Source organism: Leptospirales bacterium, assembly GCA_019694655.1.
Lineage (GTDB): Bacteria > Spirochaetota > Leptospiria > Leptospirales > Leptonemataceae > SSF53.
In genome coordinates this window covers 49,224-76,062 of the sequence record JAIBBN010000006.1, presented here as the reverse complement: position 1 = coordinate 76,062, position 26,839 = coordinate 49,224, and the positions used below count along the sequence as shown (strand labels likewise).

Annotated in this window: 23 protein-coding genes; 11 read left to right on the top strand and 12 right to left on the bottom strand. The window is 58.1% G+C overall.

Annotation, left to right across the window (positions count from 1 at the left end; all coding sequences use genetic code 11):
• Nucleotides 1-879, top strand: coding sequence for a hypothetical protein (locus tag K1X75_10775; GenBank protein MBX7058538.1), 879 nt, complete (start codon nucleotides 1-3; stop codon nucleotides 877-879).
• Here the strand turns inward: K1X75_10775 and K1X75_10770 are convergent.
• From K1X75_10770 to K1X75_10720, 11 genes are all read right to left on the bottom strand, one after another.
• Complete coding sequence (locus tag K1X75_10770) at nucleotides 867-2,384, bottom strand: hypothetical protein (protein ID MBX7058537.1); 1,518 nt, start codon at nucleotides 2,382-2,384, stop codon at nucleotides 867-869. The two genes, K1X75_10775 and K1X75_10770, sit on opposite strands and share 13 nt — an antisense overlap.
• Nucleotides 2,381-3,910, bottom strand: a complete 1,530-nt coding sequence (locus K1X75_10765; GenBank protein ID MBX7058536.1) for a trypsin-like peptidase domain-containing protein — start codon at nucleotides 3,908-3,910, stop codon at nucleotides 2,381-2,383. The genes K1X75_10770 and K1X75_10765 overlap by 4 nt, the downstream gene beginning before the upstream one ends.
• A 62-nt stretch (nucleotides 3,911-3,972) precedes the next feature.
• Nucleotides 3,973-4,566, bottom strand: a complete 594-nt coding sequence (locus K1X75_10760) for a DUF3501 family protein (protein MBX7058535.1) — start codon at nucleotides 4,564-4,566, stop codon at nucleotides 3,973-3,975.
• Nucleotides 4,567-4,589: 23 nt separating this feature from the next.
• A complete protein-coding gene (locus tag K1X75_10755; GenBank protein ID MBX7058534.1) occupies nucleotides 4,590-5,957 on the bottom strand; it encodes a 4Fe-4S dicluster domain-containing protein in 1,368 nt (455 codons plus the stop codon).
• 67 nt (nucleotides 5,958-6,024) lie between these two features.
• On the bottom strand, nucleotides 6,025-6,525 hold the full coding sequence (locus K1X75_10750; GenBank protein ID MBX7058533.1) for a rubrerythrin family protein: 501 nt from the start codon (nucleotides 6,523-6,525) through the stop codon (nucleotides 6,025-6,027).
• A gap of 117 nt (nucleotides 6,526-6,642) precedes the next feature.
• Nucleotides 6,643-8,010: a hypothetical protein gene (locus K1X75_10745; protein ID MBX7058532.1), complete on the bottom strand. Its 1,368-nt coding sequence runs from the start codon at nucleotides 8,008-8,010 to the stop codon at nucleotides 6,643-6,645.
• 16 nt (nucleotides 8,011-8,026) lie between these two features.
• Nucleotides 8,027-8,242 (bottom strand): hypothetical protein, encoded by a 216-nt coding sequence (locus K1X75_10740; GenBank protein MBX7058531.1) that lies wholly within the window; start codon nucleotides 8,240-8,242, stop codon nucleotides 8,027-8,029.
• Nucleotides 8,243-9,057: 815 nt separating this feature from the next.
• On the bottom strand, nucleotides 9,058-9,411 hold the full coding sequence (locus tag K1X75_10735; GenBank protein MBX7058530.1) for a hypothetical protein: 354 nt from the start codon (nucleotides 9,409-9,411) through the stop codon (nucleotides 9,058-9,060).
• A 186-nt stretch (nucleotides 9,412-9,597) separates the two neighbouring features.
• Nucleotides 9,598-10,458 (bottom strand): hypothetical protein, encoded by an 861-nt coding sequence (locus K1X75_10730; protein ID MBX7058529.1) that lies wholly within the window; start codon nucleotides 10,456-10,458, stop codon nucleotides 9,598-9,600.
• An 8-nt stretch (nucleotides 10,459-10,466) separates the two neighbouring features.
• Nucleotides 10,467-11,432 (bottom strand): hypothetical protein, encoded by a 966-nt coding sequence (locus K1X75_10725; GenBank protein MBX7058528.1) that lies wholly within the window; start codon nucleotides 11,430-11,432, stop codon nucleotides 10,467-10,469.
• Between the two features lie 7 nt (nucleotides 11,433-11,439).
• Nucleotides 11,440-12,729: a sigma 54-interacting transcriptional regulator gene (locus K1X75_10720; GenBank protein ID MBX7058527.1), complete on the bottom strand. Its 1,290-nt coding sequence runs from the start codon at nucleotides 12,727-12,729 to the stop codon at nucleotides 11,440-11,442.
• A gap of 221 nt (nucleotides 12,730-12,950) precedes the next feature.
• Between K1X75_10720 and K1X75_10715 the strand changes: the two genes are divergently transcribed.
• The 4 genes from K1X75_10715 to K1X75_10700 all read left to right on the top strand — a co-directional run bounded on the left by K1X75_10715 (nucleotide 12,951) and on the right by K1X75_10700 (nucleotide 18,288).
• On the top strand, nucleotides 12,951-13,709 hold the full coding sequence (locus K1X75_10715) for an AAA family ATPase (protein MBX7058526.1): 759 nt from the start codon (nucleotides 12,951-12,953) through the stop codon (nucleotides 13,707-13,709).
• Nucleotides 13,693-14,562: a ParB/RepB/Spo0J family partition protein gene (locus K1X75_10710; GenBank protein MBX7058525.1), complete on the top strand. Its 870-nt coding sequence runs from the start codon at nucleotides 13,693-13,695 to the stop codon at nucleotides 14,560-14,562. The genes K1X75_10715 and K1X75_10710 overlap by 17 nt, the downstream gene beginning before the upstream one ends.
• A 375-nt stretch (nucleotides 14,563-14,937) precedes the next feature.
• Nucleotides 14,938-15,783, top strand: coding sequence for a helix-turn-helix domain-containing protein (locus K1X75_10705; GenBank protein ID MBX7058524.1), 846 nt, complete (start codon nucleotides 14,938-14,940; stop codon nucleotides 15,781-15,783).
• Nucleotides 15,784-18,288: a discoidin domain-containing protein gene (locus tag K1X75_10700; protein ID MBX7058523.1), complete on the top strand. Its 2,505-nt coding sequence runs from the start codon at nucleotides 15,784-15,786 to the stop codon at nucleotides 18,286-18,288. It begins immediately after the preceding gene.
• Here K1X75_10700 and K1X75_10695 read toward each other — a convergent pair.
• On the bottom strand, nucleotides 18,274-19,434 hold the full coding sequence (locus K1X75_10695) for an ion transporter (protein ID MBX7058522.1): 1,161 nt from the start codon (nucleotides 19,432-19,434) through the stop codon (nucleotides 18,274-18,276). The two genes, K1X75_10700 and K1X75_10695, sit on opposite strands and share 15 nt — an antisense overlap.
• Before the next feature lie 94 nt (nucleotides 19,435-19,528).
• Here K1X75_10695 and metF point away from each other — a divergent pair, with 94 nt between their 5' ends.
• The 6 genes from metF (at nucleotide 19,529) to K1X75_10665 (ending at nucleotide 26,832) form a co-directional block, all read left to right on the top strand.
• Complete coding sequence (metF, locus tag K1X75_10690; GenBank protein ID MBX7058521.1) at nucleotides 19,529-20,404, top strand: methylenetetrahydrofolate reductase [NAD(P)H]; 876 nt, start codon at nucleotides 19,529-19,531, stop codon at nucleotides 20,402-20,404.
• Nucleotides 20,405-20,477: 73 nt separating this feature from the next.
• Complete coding sequence (locus tag K1X75_10685; protein MBX7058520.1) at nucleotides 20,478-22,169, top strand: SpoIIE family protein phosphatase; 1,692 nt, start codon at nucleotides 20,478-20,480, stop codon at nucleotides 22,167-22,169.
• 40 nt (nucleotides 22,170-22,209) lie between these two features.
• Nucleotides 22,210-23,319 carry a metalloregulator ArsR/SmtB family transcription factor gene (locus K1X75_10680; protein ID MBX7058519.1) on the top strand — a complete coding sequence of 370 codons (1,110 nt, stop codon included), beginning with the start codon at nucleotides 22,210-22,212 and terminating at the stop codon, nucleotides 23,317-23,319.
• Between the two features lie 46 nt (nucleotides 23,320-23,365).
• Nucleotides 23,366-24,664 carry an adenosylhomocysteinase gene (gene ahcY, locus K1X75_10675; GenBank protein ID MBX7058518.1) on the top strand — a complete coding sequence of 433 codons (1,299 nt, stop codon included), beginning with the start codon at nucleotides 23,366-23,368 and terminating at the stop codon, nucleotides 24,662-24,664.
• 115 nt (nucleotides 24,665-24,779) lie between these two features.
• Nucleotides 24,780-25,685 (top strand): hypothetical protein, encoded by a 906-nt coding sequence (locus tag K1X75_10670; protein MBX7058517.1) that lies wholly within the window; start codon nucleotides 24,780-24,782, stop codon nucleotides 25,683-25,685.
• 58 nt (nucleotides 25,686-25,743) lie between these two features.
• A complete protein-coding gene (locus tag K1X75_10665; GenBank protein MBX7058516.1) occupies nucleotides 25,744-26,832 on the top strand; it encodes a hypothetical protein in 1,089 nt (362 codons plus the stop codon).
• Nucleotides 26,833-26,839: the final 7 nt, after the last annotated feature.

Sequence of the window (26,839 nt, the reverse complement as noted above, 5' to 3'; positions counted from 1 at the left end):
ATGAAGCAAAGCTACTGGAAAGCCCTGTTGGTTGCGACGGGCCTGGCCGCGTCTTCGCTGCTGGCCCAGGCCCCCGGTTTGAGCCAGGATTGGGCCGCCCCCTCGCCGACCCGTTCCTGGGGCGTGGGCGGCCTGCTTGGCGGCGGGCTCAATTACAGCGCCCTGAATGATGCCGCCGGCGGCGAGGTGCGCAGCTACTCCATTCCGGTGATCCTGCCCCTGGAAGTCTCCCTTGGCCGGCTCTATATGGGCGGCGCCTTCGAATATGCGGTGCAGGAGTACCGGTCAGCAGCAGGCAGCAGCAACGCTGAAGGACCGCACTACGCTGGTTTGCTGCTTGGATACCAGTTGTTTCATGAAGGCCGATGGCAGATTGAATGGAACAATCGAACCTTTGCCAACATCGCCAATGAAAACGGCCAACTCAATGGGCCGGAATACGCCTGGCTGGCCAACGAACGCTACCGACTGGACAATGAATTAGCGGTCCGCTACCAGCGAGAACGCGCTAACGTCCGCATGGGGCTGGCTCACAATCTCCGGACCGAGCGCGATGGCTACGATCCAGGCGAAACCTCGCTGGCCAGCCTTGCCTTTGGCTATGGTTTCGGCGACTATTCGCCTGAGGCTCGCGACTATCAGCTAACCGTCTTGCTTGGCGTGAATGCGCGCTACAACTTTGCCGACCGAAAGGACAATGCTCGCGTTGCTGGAACGGAATACGGCACCGTATTTGTAGCGCCGGGCCTTCAGATTGCGACGCGCACGCTCAGCCTCCAGGCAATGGTTGAAGTCCCCGTGCAGCAGCTGCAGCCAGACGAACAAAGCATCCGCGAAGAATTGCGCGCCAATTTTGGAATGCGCTACTATCTGCGCTGAGCTGATTCAGATAGATTGTCCGCCGCGGGAATGGAATAGCGCGCAAGAATGCGCTGGCCAATCGTTCGCCGATTCTTCAGGTCCAGATAGATGATCCGCTCCCCGCTGAATTCAGCAACGGCGGTATCTGTCCCGGCCGCCTCCATTTCGTCTAATTTCTTCTTAAGCTGACGAAGATCGGCCGCCGGCTGACCGTTGACTGAACGCAGAATGGCGCCGGCCAGGCGATCATAGCTGCGGCTGGCCTCATCCGGCAAGACGGCCGAAACCAGAATGATACGATCCGCCGCGGCGCCCGATTCATAGAAACGACGCGTACGGTACAGAAAGCCAAGTTCAGCCGCGCGAGTCGGCCATTCAGCGCCAAAGATAGAATGCGCTGCGCTGACAGTAAATTCCACAAAGACCAGGCCATTTTCAATAAGATAGGAAGGCGCATCTTCGCTTCGCGAACGGATCCGCTCGCCCTCGCCGGTATAACGTCGCAATTGAAGACGAAGCGTTCTGCGCTCGCCATTGCGCAAGATTACCAGGGCAACCGAATCGCCCGGCTTGCGCAGTGCGCCGCGGCCATCCAGCGCCAGCGCCAGCGGCGCCAGTTGTCGGCCAAGCCCGGCCTGCTCGTAGTAACCCAGCTCATCGATCCGCTTGCCATCGATGCTCAAAACGACATCGCCGGGCAGCATCTGCCCCGCCGCCGAACTCCCCGGAACAACTCGCGCTACCAGCGCGCCGCCGGAGGCGCCAGCCTTGAGCAGTTCGCGCAGCGCCGGATCGGTCAGCTCGGAAAGTACAAATCCCTGAGAGGCAAAACCGGCGTAGCTTCGCAGTTCCCGACTCCGCTCCAGAAAGGCTTGAATCACCGGTCCCGGGATTGCTTCCGTTCGACGTTCGCGGTCAGCGCTACGAATCAATCCGCAAACTGTTGGGCCACAGATTGTAATCCCCGAAAAGAAAGGATCCGTAGTTCGGAAGGCGGCCATCGGCAGGACGGTTACGCCGCTCTGCGTCTGTGCATTGAGCTCCTTGACACGGTTGTTCTCGCGGTAGACGCGAAACATGGTATCAATCTTCACCGCGGTCAGGTCCAGACCTGGACGCATGCCATCGCCCAGCGGCAGCGGTCTCAAGCCCTGAAAGAATTGCGGATCTTCGGCGCGCAAAATAGCCAGATTGGCCTCGGAATCGGACAGCTCGATGTGCGCCAGGCTGCGCCGGTAAGAACCGACCTGTTGCAGTTCAATCAACGAGGCATCCTGCAACTGATCGGCAAGCGCCAGAATTCGCTCTCCCGACGCAACCAGACCCAGGGCGGAATAGCTGTCGGCCGCTTCGCGAATCCATGGCGCGGCCTGATTGTAGTAGGCCGGCGTAATACGAAGCAATACGAGACCGTGCTGAATCCGGGCATCATCCAGCGGCCGCTGCGTTTCGGCGATCGGCGAACGCAGAAGGCCAAGAAAAGCAGCCGCCAGGAAAAGAAGCGAACGCAGCGCCGATCTCATTGAGCTGCTCCTTCATGGAGACGTCGGTCCGTGCGTATTCCGTAGCGCGCGCGGACGCGCGGCGCACTGGATCGCAGATCCGCCGGGCGCAGCGCCAATGGAGTTGTCTGCCCAATGAAACGGACTACAATGATTGCCTGGGCGCGAGCGGCTTCGTCGATCAATGCTGCAAACTCCTTGAAGTTTCTAAACGACTTGCCATTTACCGACTCTACTATGCCGCCAACGTATGCTTCAGAATAGAGATTGACCGGGTCATTCAATCGCCGCGTCAACACCACATCCACGTCGCGTTCACGGTAGAGCTGCGCCGGCAAGAAGTGGCCGAAGCGGTAAAGAATCTCCACCCGGCCCTCTCGCGACCACTGCTGACCGTAGGCATCCATCAAGTCCTCATCAAGCGGTTGAAAAACCAGTCCGCCGGCGATAAGATACTCGGGCGGAAGGTCGTATTTTTTGCGCATGAAGTTGATGACCGGCGTGCGACGCGCAGGCAGCTGCAGGCTTTGCCGTCGTCCGTCGCGCAAAATCTCAACCTGAATTGGATCGCCAGGCTCCAGGTTGTCCAGAAGCTCGCCATAGGGTGCAAGATCGCCGCCGCCCATATCCACATCGCCGCTTTGCGTCAGCGGCTTGCCATTCACAGAGAGGATCACATCACCCGGCTTTAGAATGCCATCAGCGCTTGACCCCGGCATGATTGCCTGGACCAGAACGCCAGTGTCCGGGGCGCTGGCGTGACGTTCCACGCCTATCGCCCTGCGCAGCGTCGGATTCTCGGTGGGGAAATCGGATACGCCAAATTCCACATAGCCGTCATAACGGCCGTCTTCAATATCGCGCAAAAATTTGCCAATGACTGGCGTCGGTATCAGATAGCCGAGATTCTCGCCGCGACTCAGCGCCTGAAATGCTACGCCAATCACCCGCCCATCTTGTAAGGCAGGCCCCCCGGAGTTGCCAGGATTGATCGCTGCATCGACCTGCAGGATCATATGAAAATCGATGCCGCTATGACTGTAGCGATCCATATCCCGCCGCGAAACAATGCCGCGCGTTACGGAGATTCGATCTCCGCCAATCGGAAAGCCCATGACTGCAACGCTGCTGTTCAGCTCCGGTATGCCTCCGAGCTCGAGAGTCGCTGCGCCTTCAAAAAAGGCCGGATCGTCCACGCTCAGCGCGGCCAGGTCACAATCATGCGCAATGAAAGCGACGCGCGCCGGAAAGTCGCGCCGCTGGTCCGGTCGCTGAACCATAATCTGGTTGGCGCCGCTGACAACATGGGCGTTGGTCAGGATGCGATTGCCGGAAATGATGAATCCAGTTCCGCTCGCCTCGCCGACTTGCGGAGGATTCCACGGATTCTCATAGTTGTAGGTAAAGTAGCTGAGGCTGACTTTTACGATGGCGCGCTGCAAGGATCGAGTGTCGTCTCCGCTTTCGGCCCGGAGCGCCTGCACTCGAGGCGCAATCAGCAGCGATAACAAGATGAACGCCGGAACCCGCAACGATCTCCAAATCATCGCGACAGCAGCAGCCCCCGGCCTGCTGCCGTCCATCGTAAAGCTGCCTGCCTTGCCTCCGATCAAGCCGGATGCGCGTTCTCCTTCAAGTCGTCGCTGAGAGCAGCGACCTGCGGCGCCGAAAGGCCAATTCGATAGCTGCAGGCCGGGTGTGTGGTCAAAATCTCAACCGCCCCGGAACTCATCAATGCCTCGGCCGCTGCAGCGCCCAGATTGAAGGTTAAAAACTGAACCGAACTGATTTTGCCCTCGTCCACCTGGCGCCGATCGTATTCGGCCTGGATCTGAAAATCGCGGTCAATCAGCATGCTGATCTGACCTTCCAGCCCGACAAGTTCTTTCAACTTGAAGGCGCGCGCCTGCGGATTTTCAATTTCGATCAACAGCGTCGCCTTGAGCTGATTGGGCCCCGGCACCAATTCATTGTAGGTATCGATTTCATGCTGGATCGCCGTTGCTGATTGCATATTTTCAGCGCGGATCATTTCCTGAACCTGGTAAAGCATGGTAGCCTTGTTTTCGAATAGAAAGTTGAGATAAGGCCCTGCCAGAACCCGCCGGGCGTCCTTGATAGCCTGCACACGCTGACGGTACTCGGCCCGGACTTTCAGGTACTCGCTATTTGGAATCAGATCACTAACTTCTATAGCCGACATATTGGCGCTTCCAGCTTCTCGATTCAGTCCTGCTGCTCTTTGACCGCTGGCATCGGCCAACCGCCTTCCTCCGGCGACTTGTAGGCGCGAGCAAGCACCTGCACCGGATGCAGGGGCCGCATCTTGAGTTCCATACCTTGCTCCAGCTGGATGGCGGCCAGAGGGCAATCGGTGGCAACCACCGCCGCATCCTGCGCCTTGAGCCCCTCGAATGCCCGGCGACCGGCCTCCAGGCTGGGTTCGAAGAACTCCTCTTTCATCGCCCAGGTTCCATCGTGTCCGCAACATTCTGTGACAGGCGATATTTGGGCGCCGGGAATCAGCTTCATCAGATCCCGGGAACGAAAGCCGATGTTTTGAGCCCGCAAATGACAGGGGACGTGGTAGGCCACCTTCCCCGGCAAGCTCAAGAATTCTCGATTGAAGGATTCTCTTTTCTTGAGTTCAAACAAGTATTCGTGAAGGTCCATGGTCGCGGCCCCCAGAGCGCGCGCCTTCTCCTGCAGTTCTCCGGGCGGCATAAATTGAGCGTACTTCTTCTTAAGTGTAAGCGAGCAGGTTGGATTGATCGCCAGGATCTTGTAGCCCTGTTCCACGTAAGGGGTCAAGGAGTCGATATTGCGCTTCATTTTCTTTAGCGCAAATTTCAGATCGCCGCTGTCCAGGGCCGGCATCCCGCAGCAATTTTGCTCTGGGCATTCCACACGCACCCCGCTCTTCTCGAGCACTTCTACCGCATCCTTGCCAACACGCGGATTATTGTAGTTTACAAAGCAGGTTGCAAAGAGCGCCACGCGCGGCCCGGCCCCGGCGGCAGGGGTGCGCGCTGCGGCGCGCTTGCGAAACCATTGCATGAAGGATGTGCGATGAAACTCCGGCATCTTTTTGCTCTTGTGAATGCCCAGGATGCCCTGCATGATACTGCGGTGGAAATTGCTGTTCATTGCCGCATTGGCAACGCGGGAAATCATTCCAGTATTGACGCGACCGAGGAAATCCGGATTCTGCAGCGCCTTTTCGCGAAGCCCAATGCCATCGCGCTTTGCCTTCTGCAAACGATAGCGCTCCATCAGCGCCGGATAGTCAATGTTGTAGGGGTGCTTATCGGTTGCAGTGTATGGACAGATCACATAGCAGAGCTTGCATTGGAAGCATTCATCGAGGACCTGTTCTTTTTTTGCTTCGCTTAGCTGATGCGCATCGTTGTCTGTCGCGTCCATGGCGCTGAACAGTGTTGGAAACGAGGGACAGAGTTTGAAACACATCCGACAGCCGTTGCAGAGGTCAAAATTGCGGACCAACTCACGCTGCAGCGAATTCGAATCCCAGTAGCCAGGCTCATTGGGATCGTAGACGGCATCGGAAACGTTTTCGTAGCTCACTGCGCTCACTTGCTGCTCCCCTGAGGCAAAATGCCGGGGACTGAATCCCCGGCGCGAGATGCCAGATTTCGTTCAATTACAGCGACTTAAGGCCTGCGTCGAACTTGCCGGCGTGCGACTTTTCAGCCTTGGCAAGCACTTCAAACCAGTCGGCAATTTCCTTGAAGCCCTCGTCGCGGGCGGTTTTTGCCATTCCGGGATACATGTCGGTATACTCGTGGGTCTCGCCGGCAATGGCCGCCTTGAGATTCTGAGCCGTGTCGCCAATTGGCAAATCGGTCGCCGGATCGCCTACTTGCTTGAGGTATTCAAGATGACCGTGTGCGTGTCCGGTTTCTCCTTCGGCTGTATCGCGGAACAATCCGGCGATTTCCGGAAGACCTTCGATATCGGCTTGTTTTGCAAAATACAGATAGCGGCGGTTTGCCTGCGATTCGCCGGCAAAGGCCTGCTTCAGATTGTCGTGCGTTTTGGTACCTTTCAGGGATGCCATTTCCTTCTCCTTGCCCGATGCAATGACGGGCAGAATGAATTGTTCTGAATTTAGAATTAATCTAAGCTCCGCGCCGGCAAGCAATTTCCTGGGATAGAAAACCAATATCGTTCAGGCCGGGTACGGATGGCCGGAGTTATGAGTGTTGAACCCTTGCTGCATTTAGCCAGGCAACCCATCTTATTATTGAAGAAAAGCAGCTCAAAATACGAAGTAGAGGAAGGGCGCCGCATCCCTGGCACTGAAAACCAGTAACAGTGCGGCTGCAGCAGACAGACCAACCAGGAGGCCTGGGACCAGCCTTTGTAAGCTACGCTTCCAAAAGTCCACCAGCCAGGGACCAAGCGCGACGAGAAGAACCATCAAACCCAGCGTTCCCACATCAGAAGCTGCAGGGGCCAGTTTTCCTGCAGCAGGTACGACCAGAGATTTTAATGCAAGAGCAAGGGCTTCCAGTGTGCTACTTCCATCGGATTGCACCCCTATGCGAAACGGGAGCCAGGAGAAGATCAGAAACAAAATGCTCAATATCCGCCATATAATTCGAAAAAAGCGAAATCTCCAAAGATCTGGCCTAATTTTCTGCTCAATACCAATCATTATTCCGTGGACGCAGCCCCAAATCAAAAATCCAGGCCTACCTCCATGCCACAGGCCCCCCAGGGCCATGGTTAAGAGTACGGCCAGAAAGGCCCGAACCTGACCGTTCCTGCTTCCTCCCAGCGGGATATATACGTAATCTCGCAACCAGGTCGACAGCGTCATATGCCACCGTCTCCAGAACTCTCTGACACCGGAGGCATGATACGGATGATCAAAATTCTCAGGAAGTCTTAACCCGAAAAGTCGGCCAAGCCCTATCGCTATCATAGAATAAGCGCTGAAATCCAGGTAAATCTGCAAAGCGTAGGCAAGAGCAGCGAGCCATACCATTGACGAAGAGCAGCTCCGAACCAATGAAAAACACGGATCCACCATCTGCGCAAGACGGTCCGCAAGTAGCGCCTTTTGCGCATATCCGATTAATAGTAAGCATATTGCTCCCGAAATCTGCTTACTATTAATCCATTTCCTGGATCTAATTTGCTCCCCAACTTGCCCGAACACGACAATTGGTCCAGCAACAAGTTGAGGCGAGAAGCTTATGAATGCCAGATATTCATACAGGCTTCTTGCCCGTTCGACCTGCCCTCGCCCCCGATCCACAATATAAGCCCAATTCTGGAAACTATAGAAAGAGACTCCAGGCAATGCTGCAAAGTAGGCCAGCCCCCACCACCGGATCTCCCCCGAAAGCTTGGCCAGAATCAAGGGTACAAAAAAGATTGGCGCAATCAACCACCGCTTCGACCAGATTGCATCGGCCAAAAAATAGGACGCCGAGCTCAAACCTACCAGCAGCAACCAGCTCACTGGCCCCGTCGCCAGAAACAGAGCCAGCGAACCAACCAAAAGGCTGGCAATTCGGACTCTGTTACGCGCACTCTCCGTGGCAATCGCCTGCAGCAGCCAATAAAGAAAAAAGGCGCCCGCTATTCCAAGGATAAAGAATGGGTCCGTAAAGGCCATAACTGCCGTACTTTAATCAGATAATATACTTGTTTCTGACGCTACACTTCGGGCATACGCATACAGCCTCCGCCTTCACTCTGCGGCCCTTCTCGGATACTTGCTTGCCAATTGCCGTAAACTCGAACGGAACGCCTTCCGGCACGTAGTGTCCTGGCCCGTACTTGGCAGAACCCTCGATTGAATAGCCACACGCGTGGCATTGCACCCGTAGTTTGATTACTTCCGCCATGGTTTATCTGCTTTTTTTTACTCACTTAATCTGAGCGAGCCAGACAGGCGTATGCCGGCCTGTCATGCCCATTCTGTCCGACATGCGCATGACAGATTGTCTTGCTTTGAGAGGCTTGCGTCATCCGGCCCCGTCAATTCGGCAGGCCGCCGGACGTCAGACAAGCCTGCTTTTTATCTCAATTTAGATTTTTGCCAGCGTGTCCGGCTGCCTGGCTGCGGGCGCCGGCGGGCTGGCAAATGCCTTGCCTGCCGTGCTTCCTGCTCTTTACTGCGTGTTCCCGGCAAGCTTTTGCTGCGGGTGACCCTGCGAAGGCGCATCGGGGCAGAGGCGGCGACTTGTTTCCCAGCGGCGCGGGGTGTGCGCCTGGCTGGCAATTCCTGCCTTTCAGGGATACTCGCATCCTTGCCCAGACCCCTGCCCTTCTTCAGGATGTTACAGCTTGATATCCCCAGCGCGGTCAGCATAAATGCCCGGCTGGTGGCGCCATGGGCGAGATTATCTCCGCCGATTTTTCGGCGACGTTGCCGGTAATTGCCGGTGCAAGGGCAGCAACTGCCAGAATTTGATACTCGCTTCTCATTTGCCGCCGGGACGGCAGCTGCTCGGGTCATGCGCTTGAAAATGGGCACTTGATTTTCAGCGCTTGCAGTTAATGCCTGAAAATAGGCATACAGGCGCGGAGGCGATAGACGCTGAGCTGACTTTAATGCCAGCCAGCGGGCGGTCTTCTGTCGAGGTATTTGAGCTTTGGTTTTGGCTGATCACCTTGTGGGGAGCGGTCAGCCTTCTGAGCCGGAGGCTAAAGGTTCAACTCAGTTCCGCTCTTCGGGCGGATGGGAGTCGCCTGGCGCCTGCTCTGCGATAGAGCCAGGCTTTCTGGTTTTTGCCGCTGAAGTTTGTGAGCTGCGAGCCGGCGCCTTGGTCGGATCGGATTGTCGCCTGCTTGATTGCTGCTTTGGAGTTCGGCGTAAGCTCTTGGTCTGGCGGGCCTTTGACTCAAGTGCGCGTCCATTTTCTCTATCGCGCCGTTCCCGTTTCACCATATAGAGGTAGTGCTTCACGTACTGTGTATAGGGTTCAGGCGCCTGCCGTGCATCGAAATTGCCAGGATCATCAATCATCTTCTTGGCAAGCTGCGCGGGCAGGTCTTCCTTTTCGGAATTCATGAGGATTTCAAGTTTGCGGCAGATTTCCTGATCATTTACTTCCGCGACAAGCTTGCGCATCGCACCAAGTAATTTGCCGATTCCAGGTTTTGTTCGAGACATGCTGAATCTCCGCCCTGCCCTTCGGGTTCAAGTCTGACCATATTTTCGAACCGACGGCCGGTGGCTAACGAAACGTAGCGCTTTCTAGAGGGTGTTTTGGACCGTCGAACGGCGCCACAGCGGCGAGCCTGCGCTCAAAGCGTGGCGACGCGGCCATAATGGCCTGGTCCAGATGGCAGCGCTGCGGTTGTTGCCCGCTTGATGCGGAAGGCCTGCCGTCCTGCGACTGTGGCCGGGAATGGCAAGCAGTGGCTCGGCCGCATTCAACGCAACGGCTGCCACCGATCCTGCTGGCGACGATCCTGGGTCGAATCGTATTGCCGAGCTCTCCGCCCGCTGCTGCCCAGATGCAATACCAGAAGCTGGAATATAGTTGAAGGCAGTTACTTGCAGGTCGAGGAGGGACGCCTGATCCGCTTTCTGCGGGGAGTACGGCCCTCCAGCCCCGTCAAGCGCCGAGTACTCGGGTTCGGTGGGGACAGCGATGCCCTGGGATGGGGCTGATAGCATTTGAGACGCCTCAAACGCCCTTCCCGACTGGAGATAGCAGGCCCTGATCGACTGCGACGGGTAGGCCGTATTTGCTATGCGCGAGCAAGATGCGCCTATCGCCACTTGATGGCTGTCATTCAGAACAGCCCGTTCCAAGCCTGGGATGGCCGGGGGGGCCTCCGCAGCCTGACCAGAGGCTTGTGATTGGCGGACCTCAAGCGGTAGTTTGACCAGTGTTGCAGAAAGCTGTGCTTGAGTTTGGAGATCTTTCCCCACCAGATAGATTTCGGCTTTGCCCGGCTCAGAGGATGCCGCGGCCAACCCCGCAGTTGCGGAGATGCCAACAAGAAGGGCAATTGTGAGCCGGAGGCGCATGAACTGCTTAAATTTGAGGCATATCGGATCGAAGTCAAGCCTCTTTAGCCCTTTTTTGAGGCACAAATAACTATTCATATGTATAGCTAGGCAGACTTGAGCCGATATTCCCACTCCCATAGCTGCAACTCTTCCTCCTTGTCCGTAGCTTTGCGACGACGGGCGGCGACAAAGTCCAGAAGGCTGCTGCGGACCTGGTCCCGCAGTGGCCCATCGAGCACCTCGGAAAGGGAGTCGCCGTCGGCATTCAGAACCAATCCGGCAAGTCGATAAAGCTCATCCAGCGCACGCAGCTCCTCTCCGACGCTTGCGAGCTCTGCTTTTCCCTGATCGTTTCGAATCATGATCGCCAGGAAAGTACGGATGAATTCTAGCTCCTGTACACTCATGACAGATTCCATCAGGAGCTGCCGCACCTTTGCCAGATGCAGATTGCGCAGATGGACTCGAGCATTGAAAACCGGATTGGCGGTGAGTTCGCCAGCGGCGTTGCCGCTGCTTACGAGATCCGTGGCCCGAACTTTATGCTGGTCAATCTCTGCTGCCACCTGGGGAGCGGGGCGTTCTTCGGCCTTGAGAATTAGAATGCGGGCTTCAGGATTTTTGACCTTCAGCGTAACCAGGTCGAGCCGCGGCAGGTCGGGATCGACTACAATATAGCGGTAAGGATGCCCCTCCCCTTCCCGCCCCAGAAACTGGCGGACGGTCGGATACTGTTGCACCTGCACCGGGAATTGGTCAGATCTCGAATTGCAGGTTATGGAAAGTGCGCGCAGGTCCGGGCGGCCAGCTATGCGGTAAGGGATTGCCAGCCGTCCCCGGCGGCATTCAGCCAGATCGATTTTGCCCGCCGGGAGCGTTGGTTGAAAATTTGGGCCGATAAAGGCCACAAAGGGGATAGGCTGTTCGATACTCTGCCCTGCCCCGCTTCCCGCCTTCTCGGGCGTTCCGTCTGCGTAAACTATGCAGCTCTTCCTCGAGGGTTTGATCTTGATCAAATAGCCGCCCCGGGTGCTGCGCTCTGAATCCTGCTCCGAACTTCCCTCGAACATTTTTGCCTCAATTCAGCCGGTACTTGTCCAGCTTGTACTGCAAGGAGCCGCGCGAGATCCCAAGAGCGCGGGCCATCTGGACCTGGTTACCGCCATGCAAGCCATAGGCTCGCAAGATCAGGGCTCGCTCCAATTCCTGCTGCCGCCGCCGCAAGTTGAGGTCATCCCAATCCTCCGGACTGGACCACAGACCAAGCCGTAAATCGGGGGCTTCAATTGTCGCGCCGCTGCACATAAGAAACGCTGACTCCAGGCTGTTCTTCAGTTCCCGCCAGTTGCCTCGCCAGCTGTGCTTCTTCAACGCTTCCAGCGCCCCGTCAGCCAGCTGTATCTCTCGCCGATAGGTACGCCGAAACCCGGACAGCAAACGCTGCGCCTCATCGGGGATGCGCTCCCGCACCGCATTCATGGCTGGCAGGCGGATCATTCCGGGACGCAGGTCCTGGTATAGACCGGCCAGGAATCGCTCTGCCCGGACAAGCTGCTCCAGGTCGCGGGAGGTTTCGAATACCCACAAGCGCTCAGTCGGCGCGCTGGCAAAATGGCCGAGAATCCGAAGCTGGCTGTGGGGCGCCAGGTCAGCGGCCTCTTGAATGACAATGGCGCCGTCTGCGCGCTGTACAATTGGAGTCGCCGGCGTATCGGCGCCCAGGCGGGCCCCGGCGGGATCCCCGAAAAGCTCCCGCAACTGCACCGCTTCTGAAAGCCGTCCGGGATGGAAGAAGATCACGCCGGGGGCCTGACCGAGTCGCTCCCGAATGAGCGCATGAACGAACTCCTCTTTGCCGGCGCCCGGCTCGGCGCAGATTAGAAGCGGACCCGGCAGCCGAGCGGCATCCGGCAGCTGCTCGCTCAGCCACAGCGGCAACTCTACGGGTCCGGATTCCCGCGGCGGGCGGGGCGAATGCCGGGCCCCGATTTCCATAGCGAGGCCCGGCCGAAGGGCAAGGGCAACATCCTCGATCTCAGGCGGCGCCTCTACAAGCAGCAGCCATTGCGGCGAGTCAACCTGGTCGATGGCCGCCCAGAGTTGCAGGCCGGGATGGCGCAGCCCGCCAACTCGAATAGTAGCGGCGCCGCCGCGGAAGGCCGGCGCTATTGCCTGCGGCTGCTTCGTCAGGAATTCATAGGACCAGCTTGCATCGCCATACCCGTACCGGGCCAGGACAACAAAGGAACTCCCCTGGCGCTGGAATAGCATGGCGGCGCCGGCGTGCCCCAGGGCGCGCAGAGCGCCGCCCGGGTTTGCGGCGCCGGCAGAGGCCAGCTCAATATACTTCTCAAACCAGGCCGACATTGCTGGATTTCCATTGTATCTTCGACATCGCGCTGCAGCAAAATGGAGCGGCAGCAAAAAAACTCTAGACTCATGTCGGACGTCCGACCACTGCTGAACCAGCGAGCTTCCAGGGCTTGACGTCGGATATCCGACATCCGCAAGAAGAAACAATCCACCGCTACGCCCAAGAAGAATTTGACAGCGATGGCTTCCTATATTATGTCACATTCCTGGGCCCAATGAAAAAGACCTACATAATCGCGGTAGCAAACCAGAAGGGAGGCGAAGGCAAGACTACGACCGCCCTGAACCTGGCCTTCGGACTGGCGCGTCGCAATATTCCAACCCTGTTGATGGACCTCGACCCCCAGGCAAACAGTACGGGAATTTTTCTCCCCCCTGACAGCCTGGAAAAATCAATGTACGATGTGTTCAACAGCCAGACTCCGCTGGCGGAGGTCATTGTCGAAACCGGACGCCCAAATCTCAGCCTCGCGCCCTCGCGCATTACCCTGGCCGAGGTGGAGAGTTTTGCGTTGAATGTTGATGCGCCCTACGTTGTCCGCGACGCCCTGCAGACTCTTAAGGGCTTTGAGATGGTCGTTATCGACTGCCCGCCTTCACTTTCCATTTTTACGATCAATGCGCTCAGCGCCGCCACGCATGTGGTCATTCCTGCACAGGCTGAAAAATTCTCCGTCGATGGCATGACCGGTTTGCAAGGCACCATCAATTCCATCAAGCGGCGAATCAACCCCGAGCTCCAGGTGGCCGGCGCGCTGGTCACACAACTCAAACCCAAGACCGTATTGAACAAGACGATCCTGCCGGTACTCTCCCAGTATTTCACGGTTTTTGACGCCGCCATCAGCGAGGGCGTGGCGGTGGGGGAAAGTCATGTCGCACGCCAATCAATCTTTGACTATGCGCCGGATTCCAAACAGGCCCAGGAGTACGACTCTTTCATAGCGGAGCTGCTTCATGAACTCAAAGACTAAACGCCTTGGGGCGCTGACTGATATTTACCGCCGCGAGACCCTGGATGGCGTCATCCAGTCGGTTAAGCTCAATCGCCTGCGCCCCTCCAGCGAGCAGCCGCGCCAGCAGCGAACGATCAACATTGACGAACTGGCGGAGAGCATCAAGCGCGAGGGTTTGCTCTCACCGCTGGTCGTGACGCGCGACGGAGAAGGTTTTCGCATCATCGCCGGAGAACGACGCTACCACGCCTTGAAGAAGCTGGGCAGACAGGAGGCGGAGTGCCGGATCATCTCGCGCGAAGAACGCGACTACTGGCGAATTGCCATCGTCGAGAATTTGCAGCGGGAAAACCTGAGTCCCGGCGAAGAGGCCCAAGCGCTGCTTCGGCTCAAGAAGCAGGAAGACCTTTCCGATCAAAGCCTGGCCGAACTGGTTGGCAAGTCGCGCAACTATGTAACCGAAATTCTTGGCATCGCGCAGCTGCCGACGGAAAGCCTGGAGCAATGCGTAGGCGCAGGCATTGATAGTCGCAACCTGCTGATCCAGGCCGTCCAGGCCTACCGCAAGCAGCAGCTTCCAGAGTTCCTCGCGGCCTATCGCAGCGGCGCAATCAAGACGGTACGGGACGCTCGGGAGTTTCTGCAGCCAGCTCCCGCAACGGGGGAGGGGGGGGCTGCCCAGGGCAAAGCCAGTCCCGCGACTGGAAAACCAAAGGCGAGCCAGGCGGTCGACGCTATCGTTGCTCCGCGAGTCGAACTGCGCGAAAACGAGCTCCTGGTGATATGTCGCTCCAGCGATGAGGCCCGTCGTTTGCGCGACAGGCTCAAGAAATCCTGGGCCGAATTACTGGGCGGCGCGGCGCGCCCCTAGAATCAAATATTGATATGCCTGAATTTATTTTGAACTGGCCGAACTGCAGGCGCGCTTCCAAAAAGCGTTGACCCGGAAAGCTCAGGAGACATAATCTGGATATCCGGGACAAGAAGAGGGGCGCTGTTGCGTTTCCTCTTGGCTTAGTCCAACATGGAAGCGCCTGAGCCGGCAAGCTCAGCTACAACGCCCTCCGACAGCCCCGGTCATAGCCGGGGTCGATTCAAATCAAACTGATCGAAACCAGGCAAAAAAAGCCCCCGGCGGCAACCGGGGGCGGGGCTTCCACAGGGAAATGTTGATCCAACAAGAGTCTAAAAACAAGCATTTCTTCTGTCAACCTGGAATTGCCCTCCGAATGCCGGGGGAATTGTTATGGCTGGCGATGAACTGCCGTACTTTAAATTTGTAGCTGCAATTATTGAAAGCGGGCTGTGGGCACGGATGTCGAGCGCCGCCAGAACGCTCTATCCCGTTTTGCTGCGATTTTCAGACCGCAGCTACAAGAGCGTCTTCCCGGGCGGGCGGAGACTTCTTGAACTGACAGGATTTAAGCAGAAATCGACCTTACGAAAAGCGCGTCAGGAGCTGGTGGAATTGGGCCTGCTCAGCATCACGACTGGCAACGGACGTCGAACCACACACTACAGTTTTCGCTTTGACCAGTTCCAGCGTGGCGAGTCAACGCCCCCCTCGGGGGCTCCACGGCCGCCCTCAGCGGAGCATGCCGCCGATCCCCGGCGGGGCGGGGCGGCGCCCTCGCCGGTGTTTGCTGGCGCCCCGCCGTACAACCAGATCCAGATATCTATCAATCATCATCCATCCGGCGGCGCTGGCGGCGAGCAGAGTCGGGTGGACCATCTTGGTCGTCGCTTTGGCGCTGCTGCGCTGCAACAGGCGCGCAACGAATGCGAACTTGCCGGACTGCCGCCCAGTGCGACGAATCTTGAATCCATTTTGTATCGCGCGGACAATCCCAGGACGGGCTCCTGGACCCATCTGGAAACTATGCTCGCCAGCAAAATCTCGGCCGGGAGCATGGCGCTCATTCGCAACGCATTTCTGGGCGAACGAGAGGGATTGCTGGTGTTTGCTGATGATCTTCCGGGGCAGTTGAAGATTCTGCTGGAACGCTGTGCAGGGCGGATTTTTTTCGAGCCAGTGTTGACCGGCGCTATGCAAACGCGCAAGGACTACTGGCAAGAGCGGAGCGTAGACTGAGTGAGTGAGCTGGTCCGAATCTCTCACCCTCGCGTTCTGCCTATTCAGAGCTGGTCCGCGCCGGGCGAAAGCAAGGCAAACGCTGGTCGAATCTTGCGCTGGCGATCAGAGGAATTGGATACGCCGGGTCTTGCCGCCTGCATTGCCAGCTTCGATTCTATTGAGGCTTTCAATTCTATTTCCATCGAAGCTGATAGCGAGCTTCTCGATTTTTTCCCAAATACGTTTCGATTTGAAATTTCAAACGACGGTCGCGTGTGGGAACCAATTCTCCAGGAGGCAGACTATCGCTTGATCAGCGGCAAAGCAGCTGTCTGGCATTTTCCGCTGATTACGGCGCGCCATCTCAAGTTCTTATTCCTGTGCGGCAGAGCGAATCGAACCGGGAAATATCTGGCCGCCTTCGGCGAGTTCCGGCTGAGCATATCCGGCATTGTCGAAATACAGGCTTCCAGCGAACTGGATCGACTCTGGGTGAAAGAAAATCTCATTGATCTGAGACCGGAGTACGGATGGTCCAGCAGTCTCCGCGCAAAACGCGAAGAGGAGACGCTGCTCTTCGATCTTGGCGCCATCAACCGCCTGACCGAAATCAGATTGCTTTCGAAAGATGATGCCGATACATTTTTCCCTGAAGTATTCAGTTTTTCATACAGCGAGGACAACATCGCCTGGCACCATTTGATTGAAGAAAACGGTTTCCTCTCGGAGGCTGCTGTCTGGTATCGCTGGCGCTTCCTGCCAACCAATATGCGCTATGTTCGCCTCAGCATAGCCGAAGGCGCACGCACTCGCGAGGGTAAATTCGTCTCGCAAATTATCGAGGTTGAGTTTTACGCCTCGCCGGACGCTCTCGAAAGTCCGGGCCGAGCATATTCAGAGCCAATCCACCATGCCTCTGTACTGCGCTCCGGAATGGTTCGCCTCGCAGTGGACGGAGAAGTGCGCGAAGGCGTTGTAGTTCAGGGGTCTGACCGCCGGCTACGCGAGGCGAGTACGGAGAGTACCGGAATCGTTGAGCTGGCATCGGATGGCGAAGACCGCAGCGGCGTTGCGGTGCAGGGCAGCGATCGCCGTCTGAAATATGCCACGGAAGACCTGCCCGGAATCGTAAGGCTGGCGCGAGACGGAGAAGTACGCGGCGGTCACGCCGTGCAGAGCAATGATGCGCGTTTGCGCGTTGCTACAGAGGAACAGCCTGGTCTTGTAGAACTTGCAGCCGATAGCGAAAATAGACCGGGGGTCGTCGTGCAGGGCTCCGATTCTCGCCTGCGACTGGCATCCACCAAAGCGCCGGGCATCGTGCGCCTCGCCGAAATCGGCGAAGATGCGCCAAACGCCGCAGTGCAGGGAAATGATCATCGATTGCGCCGTGCTACAGTGGAACAGGCCGGCATTATGCGCTTTGCTCGATCTGGCGAAAACGCCGCCGAAGCGGCGGTGCAGGCCAACGATCCGCGACTGCAACCGTCTACCACGGAAACCCGCGGCATTGTCGAGCTGGCCAGAGACGGAGAGGAGCGCGAAGGCGTCGTAGTACAGGGTTCGGATTCCAGATTGCGCCGCGCAACTGAGGAGCGCGCCGGAATAGTAGAACTGGCGGCAAGCGGCAGCGCGTTGCAGGGCCGCGCCGTTCAAGCTGACGATCCCAGATTGTCCGACGCCCGGATGCCCCTGGAACACCACCATGACTACGCGCCGAAGGCCCATGATTTTGACAGCCATCAGGGCTTGATTCGCCTCACGAGCTCTACGGGCGTGGCATTCAAAGCAGTGCAAGCCGCGCCTCTGGCCCACGCGCCAATTGCTGGCGTCAATAGCGGCGAGGGCGCCGGGTTGACCGGCGAAGGCCAACGGGAAGGCGTCCTGGGCGCCGGAAAAGAAGCGGGAGTGGTGGGCCTGGGTCTTGGGGCCGACGGCGCCGGAGTGGTCGGCGCTTCCCGCGAGGGCGCCGGCGGAAGATTTGCAAGCGATCGCGACTACGCACTGATTGCTGGCGGCGATTTGCCAGAGCGCGGCGTAAAGGGCGGCGAGCTGGCATTGCTGGCGCGAGGCCTGGTTGCGGTTGAGGGCGGCGCCCGGTTCAGCGGCGTCGATAGTGTTGTGGCATTGCTGGCGCGAGTGGAAGAAAAGGACGTACTGGGTCCTGGCGACCTGGTAGCCATCGAAGCGCAGGGCGCTGACTATCGGCTGCGGAAATCTCGCGATGCCCAGAGTTCACAAATATTTGGCGTGATAGTTGAAAATCCGGCCATCGTCTTGAATGCACAGTCGGAAGGCGAAAGCCAGGGTCGACTCTATGTGGCTGTCGCGGGCATAGCCAGAATTCGCGTACATGCCGAGAAGCGTCCCGTTGCGCCTGGCGACCTGCTGTGCTCTTCGATCCACAGCGGTGCGGCGGAGAAACTGGACCAGGCCGGCGGCAAAGCAGGCGCGGTTGTGGCCCGCAGCCTGGGCGAATTGAAAAAGGGCGAGGGCCTGGTGCTGGCCCTACTCGGCGGGTGATTCAGGCAAGTTGTCGATTGCAGTGGAATGCGTAAGCAGCTTTCGCGCGGGCGCCCGCATTTTCTGGTAGAGTAGATCGTAGCTGTTGATCAAGAGCGTAAGCTCGGTGAAGGGCTCTTGTGAAATTCCGCTGCGCTCGATCTCCTCGCCCTTAAGCCTCAACTGACTTACGCGTACCGCGCGCTCGGCGGGCGCCAGTATCAGGCGATCCAGATAGCGGTTCAGAAGTAACAGCACCGCTGCAGCAGCGATGAAGCCCATTGCAACTACGAAAAGCTCCTGCGCATCTTCGCGCCGCCTCAGGTCGGCGAGGAATATTTGTACGGATTCGCCCGGGCGTAGCCCGTTGGCCTGCCCGTCGAGCTGAATGTAATCGCGGCCGTAGAGCAGTTCCTCGCCAATCCGATCCGGCGGCCAGTTGTCGTTGTGAACAACATTGATGGCCCCGCCCGCGGCGCTGCGAACCGATAGAACAGAGTTTTGAAAAAGCAGTCTGGCCTGCAGCGCGCCGTAGTTTGCCGCCTGCAATTGAATCTGCTGGATGCGCAGGGTTTGCTGCGTGCGCGTTGCCGCACGCGTGGCCTGGGCAAAGAGAACGCCGATGATCAGTACCAGGAAAACCAGCGTCGCGGAGACGCCGTTCATGATCCGCTGTTTGAGTTCGGAGCGGAGGACGCGATCGCCAGCAAGGCCCATCTGCCGCTGCAGATAGAAGTAGGGAATTGTGTTGAGCAGCCGCAGTACGCGAACACCGCTGAGCAAACGCATTCCGGGGATGCCGGCCAGCGCGTCAATTTGTGTGTTATTCACCAGACCGGCGGTTTCGAGAGCCAGGCCGGCAAGCCAGGCAAAAAGCGGAAGGCAGACCAGCATATCGGCCAGAAAGGGCAGACCGCGAATATATCGTCGGCCGCGAGGTGCGACCAGCTGCAGAACCATGTGCAGGGCAATGAGGCCCAACAAGGCTCGGTCGATGACCCGCATCGAGTTTTGCCATTCCAGGCTCAGCTTCGCCAGAATAGGCCAGGCCAGGCTGAGAATTGAAGCCAGTGTCACCGCAATAGCGCCGAAATTGAACAGTGGGTCATCGAGCAGCTGTTCCAGAGCTGTTCGGGGGCTGCGTCCGGCGCGGTGCATCAGATACATTTTCGAACGGACTCAACGATCCGGGTACAATTTCATTGTCCGGAAGCGCTTATTGCGGGCGTTCCGACGCAGAAATGTGGAGCTGGCAGCTTAAATGAAGAAAATCTCTAATATATTGGGCGAATGTGCGGGTCATCGGCCGGTCTTTTCCTTTGAGTTCTATCCGCCCAAGAACGAAGCAGGCGAAGAGCAGCTTTTTTTATCCATCGCTGAACTGGGCAAGCTGCGCCCGGATTTCGTATCCGTGACCTACGGCGCTGGCGGCTCCACGCGGGAGCGCACCGTCCGCTGGGTGGAGGAAATCCAGCAGCGCCATGGGATTACAACTATGGCGCACTATACCAGCATTGGCGCCTCGCGCGGCGAGGTGCGTGCAATGCTCGACCAGCTCTCGACCTCCGGGGTTCAGAACATCATCGCCCTGCGCGGGGATTGGCCACAGGATCAGGCCGGCTATACGCCGCCCGTCGACGGCTTCCGTTATGGATCGGAGCTGATTGCTTTCATTCGAAGCGAGCGGCCGGAATTCTGTCTGGCCGGCGGCTGTTATCCTGAGAAGCACCCCGAGGCGGCTTCGGCGGAGGCGGACCTTGCAAATCTGAAGCGCAAAGCAGACGCCGGAGCGGATTTTCTTGTATCGCAACTTTTCTTTGATAATGAGCTCTACTTCTCATTTCTGGATCGAGCCAGAGCGGCGGGAATTCGTTGTCCAATCTTGCCCGGCATCATGCCGGTAGGCAATTACAAGCAGATCGCACGGATCACGCAGATGGCCGGCTGTCGTATTCCGGAAGATCTGGTGCATCGCCTGGAGGCCTGCGGCGAGGATCGCGAGAAGGTCTTTCAGACGAGCCTGGAGTATTCGACCCGCCAGTGCCGACAATTGTTGGAGCGGGGGGTCCCCGGCATACACTTCTACACTTTGAATCAAAGCAAGCTGACCATGGAAATTCTTAAGGCGATTCGCTGATCTCACTATGGACTCCTCGCGCACTCTAACATTGAAGCGGATCAACGAGATTACGGTCCGGATTAATTCTTCAATGGATCTCCATGAATTGCTGACCACGATCATGGACACGGCCAAGGGCTTGCTGGAGGCGGAGGCAGCCTCGCTGTTGCTCTACGACGCGGAAAGCGAAGAGCTAATTTTCGACATCGCGCGAGGCGCGGGCGGAGCAGTGCTTGCTCGCCGGCGCATCCCGGTCAGTCAGGGCGTCGCCGGACTCTGCGTGCGTGAACGCCAGGCGTTTGTTATCAATGATGCTCAATCCGATTCGCGCATCTTGCGCGACATTGATCAGTCCACCGGATTTCAAACGCGCAATTTGCTGGCCACTCCGATGGTGGCCAACGGGCAGGTAATTGGCGTGCTGGAAGCGCTGAATACTGCAGACCGGCGCGATTTTTCGGGCGGCGACCTGCGACTGCTGAACTATCTGTCCAATATGGCCGCATTGGCGATTCGAAATCGCCGCTTGTTTGACGAAACCCAGGAGCGCGTCAACGAATTGAATTGCGTATTCGAAATTTCGCAAAGCGCCCAGAAGGCGGATAGCCTGGACGGGCTGTTGCAGGCAACGCTTGATGCGATCGGTCGGGTGCTGGGGGTGGAGCGCCTGTCGGTGCTTTTTCGCGAGGAAGGCGAAAGGGGGCTGCGTCTGGCGCGCACTCGCGGCTTCAACGTAGAGGATCGTGATTTTCGCATCGATCCGGAAACTGGCATTGCCGGCATTGTTTTGAAGACTGGCGATCCCTTGCTGGTGCGCGATGTTGAAAAAGAACTGCGTATCCATTCTGATCGAGCTGGCCTTTACTCGACCCGCTCCTTTATCAGCGTTCCGATCAAGGTCGAGGGCCGCCTGGCCGGGCTGCTCAATGCCGCGGACAAGACCAACGGCGAACCCTTCGATTACTTTGAGCTGAAAGTACTTTCCACTGCCGCTGCTCAAATTGCCGACGCTTGCTCGCGGATGCGTTCTCGCGAGCGCGCCCTCGAAATTCAGATGTATCGCAAGGATCTGGATACAGCTGCGCAGATTCAGAGGAATTCATTGCCTCGTATTCCGGCGCGCATTGGCGGCCACGAGGTAGCCACTCGCTACGAGGCCTGCCGCGAGGTCGGCGGGGATTTCTATGACTTGATTTATCATTCGCCGGATCGTATTTCGCTCTTGATCGCGGATGTGGCTGGCAAGGGCGTTCCGGCTGCGCTGTTCATGGAGTACTCCAAGACGCTGATTGGCGGACAGATTCCCCGCAATCTGGATCCGGTGGCCACGCTGGCTCGCGCCAACGATGAGCTGTATCGGAATAGCAAGATTGGAATCTTTGTTACCTGTATGCTTCTGCAGGTGGAGCGCGAGCATCGACGAATCCGAATGGCATCCGCCGGTCATAATCGACAGTACCTCTATCGACCCAGGCAGGGCGAAATCGAGGTGCTGAGCGGGAAGGGCGCTCCTCTGGGTATTTTCGAGGGCATGGAATATCTGGAACGCCTGGTCCAGTACGAGCCAGGCGATTTGCTGGTGCTGTATACGGATGGCATTACGGAAGCAAACGACCGTCGCTTTGGCGAATATGGCGAGGAGCGGCTGATAGAGGTCGTCCGTCAAAATGGCGCCCTGCCGCCGGATGGAATCATACGGGCAATTTTTGACGACGTGGATCGCTTTCGTGATGGCTTTGAAGCAAATGATGACGCCACGATGATGGTCGTCCGCCTGGCTTGAGCATCGATTGTACTTGACCGCTATCGCCGCTTATTGAGATATGTCAATAAGCGGTTTCCAGGCCATGGCGGTCTTCAACGACAGGATTCTTCTGCAGCGCGATCTGGTCCTGGTAATGGCCGCGCTGGCCGATGAGATCAGGCTGCGCATTCTGGCAGCGCTCTCCGGCGAGCCGCTTTCTGTGCAGGAAATCCAGGAGATTCTGGCTTTGAAGCAGAGCCGCACCTCCCGGCACCTGCAGATTCTCGCCAGGGTTGGCCTGGTGGAGGGCGTGCGCGACGGCAGCCGTGTCTACTACGGCTTGCACCAGGACATCCGCCGCTCTTCTGAGCTGAGCGGGCTGCTTGCGGCAGCTGGAATCGCAGGTCCATCTGGCGAAGCCCTGCGCATTGCTGACGGCGAGGCAGCGGCGCCGCGCCTGCGGCGTCCGGCGGCAATGACCGAGGATCGCGATCGGCTGCAGGCTGTGCTGGCGGAACGCAGACGCGACGCCATTGAGCATTTTCAGCAGCATGGCCAGGAGCAGGATCGCCTGCAAAGCGGCCTGGTGGACTCCAACTTTTATCGCCGTCAGGTGCTGGCAATGCTTCCGGAAGATGCTGGATTGACTCTGGATCTGGGCTGTGGCGCTGGCGAGCTGGCGCGACTGCTGGCAACGCGTGCGCCGCGCTTGATCTGCGTGGATCAGAGTCCAAACATGATTGAACACGCCGAGCGACGCGTGGCCGATCCAAATGCTGAATTCAGAATTGGGGCGCTTGAGCATTTGCCGGTGAAGGATGGCGAGATCGACACCGTCGTCGCGTCGATGGTCCTTCATCATATGCCCGATCCGGCCTCCGCCTTGCGCGAGATTCGCCGAGCGCTGCGGCCAGGCGGATGTCTGGTGTTGGCCGAGCTGGATCGGCACGATGTGGAGGCGATGCGCGCTAATTTTGGCGACTTCTGGCTGGGCTTCCCACAGGCGCGTATGCATCGAGCCCTGGAGGAAGCTGGCTTTTCCGTAGAGCGACAGGCCAGCGGCGAAGGCGTCGGTCAGCTGAAATGCATCTTCTTTCTAGCCCGGCGCACCAAAACAACGCGGGCGATTGAACCTGCCGCCCAGCGCGCTCGCCGTTCGCGTCCGCCAGCGCGGGCCTTGATGAACTGATTTTGAATTTTGCGTCTGCAAGACGGACGCCAACAAGGAGAGAGAGATGCTGACAAAGGAAAGAGTAGATTACAAAGTGAAGGATATCAGCCTCGCCCGTTGGGGTAGAGAGGAGATCATCCTGGCCGAAAAGGAAATGCCGGGATTGATGTCGCTGCGCGCTGAGTATGGCGCTGCCAGGCCGTTGCGCGGCGCTAAAGTCTCAGGTTCGTTGCACATGACGATCCAGACGGCAGTGCTGATCGAAACGCTGGCAGAGCTGGGCGCCGAAGTGCGCTGGGCGACCTGCAATATCTTCAGCACCCAGGATCATGCGGCAGCGGCTATTGCCGAGCGCGGAATTCCGGTGTTCGCCTGGAAGGGTATGAATGAAGAAGAATACTGGTGGGCCCAGGATCAAACCCTGAACTTCGAGGGCGGCCCCAATATGCTGCTCGATGACGGCCATGATCTGACGGATTGGGTGCTCACCAAGCGCACCGAGTTGATTCCCAATATTCGCGGCGTGTCAGAAGAGACAACTACCGGCGTTCACAAGCTGCGTAAGCGTGCGAAGGAAGGCTCCCTGCCATTTCCGGCGATGAACGTCAATGACTCTGTCACCAAAAGCAAGTTCGACAACCTGTATGGCTGCCGCGAGTCGCTGGTCGACGGCATCAAGCGCGCTACTGACATCATGCTTGCCGGAAAGACCGCCGTGGTCTGCGGCTATGGCGACGTAGGCAAGGGCAGCGCCCAGAGCCTGCGAGCCTTCGGCTGCCGCGTGGTCGTAACTGAAATCGATCCGATCAATGCGCTACAGGCCGCCATGGAAGGCTACCTTGTAGATACCATGGACAACTGGGCGGACAAAGCGGATATCTTTGTGACCACGACCGGGAACATTGATATCGTGCGCATTGATCATATGCAGCGCATGAAAGACGGAGCAATTGTTTGTAACATCGGTCACTTTGACACCGAGGTGCAGGTGTCTCGATTGCAGAAGTTTCCGGGCATCAAGCACGTGGAAATCAAGCCACAGGTCGACAAGTACACCTTCCCCAGCGGCAACAGCATATTGCTTCTGGCCGAAGGCCGTCTGGTTAACCTGGGCTGCGCAACCGGACATCCCAGTTATGTGATGTCGACCAGCTTTACCAACCAGGTCCTGGCGCAAATCGAGCTATTTACCGGCAAGTATCCGATAGGCGTTCACCTCTTGCCGAAGAAGCTGGATGAGAAGGTGGCGGCCCTGCACCTTGATAAGATTGGCGCCCGGCTAACAAAGCTGACTGCAGAGCAGGCCGACTACATTGGCGTAGCCGTCGAGGGACCCTATAAACACGAGAACTACCGCTACTGATTGTAGCCGGAGGACCCGGCGCCGCCCTTCGGCGGCGTCGGGTTATTTCCGGGCCTTGCCTCTGAGACTCAAAAAGCTGTTGAAAATGAGACCAGCTATCCGCTTCTGCTGACCTATGGAAGGGGTGCTGATTGAAGCGCGACTGGAACAGGCCAGCGCGCGTGGCGTTCCAGTAGAGCTGCGCGGTTACACCTTTTCACGCACCTACCAGAGAAACCTGGATACGGCCTTACGCGTGCTTTTGACGCAGGCTGGTCGACCGGACCTCGCGCCCATCCTCCACTCTGTGGCCCAGGAACTTTGCCTCTTTGCTTCCATTGCCAACATGCGCCAGGTCTACTTCGAAGAACGCGGTCTGAACCTGTCCGACGCCCTGGAATTGAGCAAGAATGAAGAGGCCTTCCAGAGCACAGTTTCATCGCAAAATGAAATGAGCTACCGGGAGCGTGTTCGTCGGCGGGGACTGCAGCTTCGGACACGACTGGAAGTGGCTGCCGGCGCTATGGTGCTGGAGGTGTCGAACAACGCCTACCTCAGTCCGGCCCAGGAGGAGCGGCTGCGCGGCGCATTGCGCGAGGCCATGGAATACCGCGACATCATGGACTACTTCCGCGACCATCCCGACGATCCGACCGGACGCGGCCTGGGATTGACGCTTTCGTTGTTGATGCTTCGCGAGCAGAATCTGCGTCCCGAGCTGCTGCGCGTCGGCCGCAGCGACGGCTGGATGGTCTCGCGTCTGGAAGCCCCGCTTACCGAGATGTACCAGAGCATTCGCGACCGCATCGCCCGCGGCGAAGAGGTGCGTCCCTTCGAGGCCGGAGGCATCGAGGCGCAGGGCGTGCAGCTGCAGGACATAATCACAGTGCAGTGTCCGGTGTGCGGACGCATGGTGGACGAGCGCGTTTTCTTTATTCCCGTTGATGACTCTATGATCGATGCGATGAGAGTTCGCGCCGTAAAACCAGACTGGCAACCAGATCACGGCGCCTGCGCCAGTTGCCTGGCGTCCTTCGGATAGGCAGCGAAAGGCTGCGCCCGGGCCCGCCGCGCTCCGATATTGTATTCGGACGCGACCCATGCCACGAGCTCCTAGACTCTCCGATAGCCAGAGCCGCGCAGCGGAGCAAAGCGCGCTGCAAGCGGCCATTGCCAGGCTTGCGCCGGAGCAGATACTCTGGCCCGAGGAACACATCGCAGCGTTCCCCGAATCCGCACGCCAGCGCAGCGGCCGCAAGACAAGCGTGCCCTTACTGGCAAATCCCTTACAGCGCGTCGAACTCGCTGCACTGTCCATGCAGGATCGCCTTTCGCAGGAGATCTTGAGCGCCGCCCAATGCTACTGGATCTGGACCCGCTTTATCGAAACCTTGCAGGGAAACTCTGCACGCGCCCCAAAGAAGAAGGCTTCTAAGAAAGCTGCAACGAAGACCGCCGTATCAAGAGCCGCCAGTGCTGCAGTGGAACAAGCAGCCCAGCTGCAGGCGGCGATGTTGCGCGCCCAGTGCTTTCGTGATCAACTTACGGTGGGCAAAGAGGTTCGCAGCGCCGCATCGCGCGAGCAGCTGGTGATGCACTTGATTGCCGACGCTTCCCAGGCTTCGAATCGAAACGAGCTGGTGCAGCTGAAAGCTCGAGAACTTCAGCTCCGGGAGCAGGGCGCCGCAATGGCCGCGGAGCTGGCCGAAGAGCGCCGTCATGCCCAGAAGGTCGAGGCTCGCTTGAAGCGACTCTCCGACCAGGAAACAGCCAGACGATCGGAGATCGAATCGGAGATCGTACAGGAGCATCGCGCCCTGCGCGAGGAGTACTCCATTCTGTCGAGGAAGTATGACGATGTGGTCTCTCAAAATATTCGACTGTCCAACGAGCTGCGCCGGGGGCCCGGCGGCGACCTGTCGGCGTCGCTGGATCAGTTGCGCGAGCGAATCAATTCTATTGTAAAGCATGGCGCCCTGCGCGATGATCGCCTGGCGCTATCCGCACTGCGGATGGAGGTTGCTCAGTTGCAGCGAGCGAGAATGTATCTCGGGCGCGCACTATTCAACCTGGGGATTCTTTATTTGCGCGGCGGCGATCGCAAGAAAGCGGTGGCCGAATTGCGCGCCGCGCGCGAGCTGGGCGTAGAAGATGCCGAAACCAATCGGCTATTGCGCGCTGTTCGCTGAGTGGGCG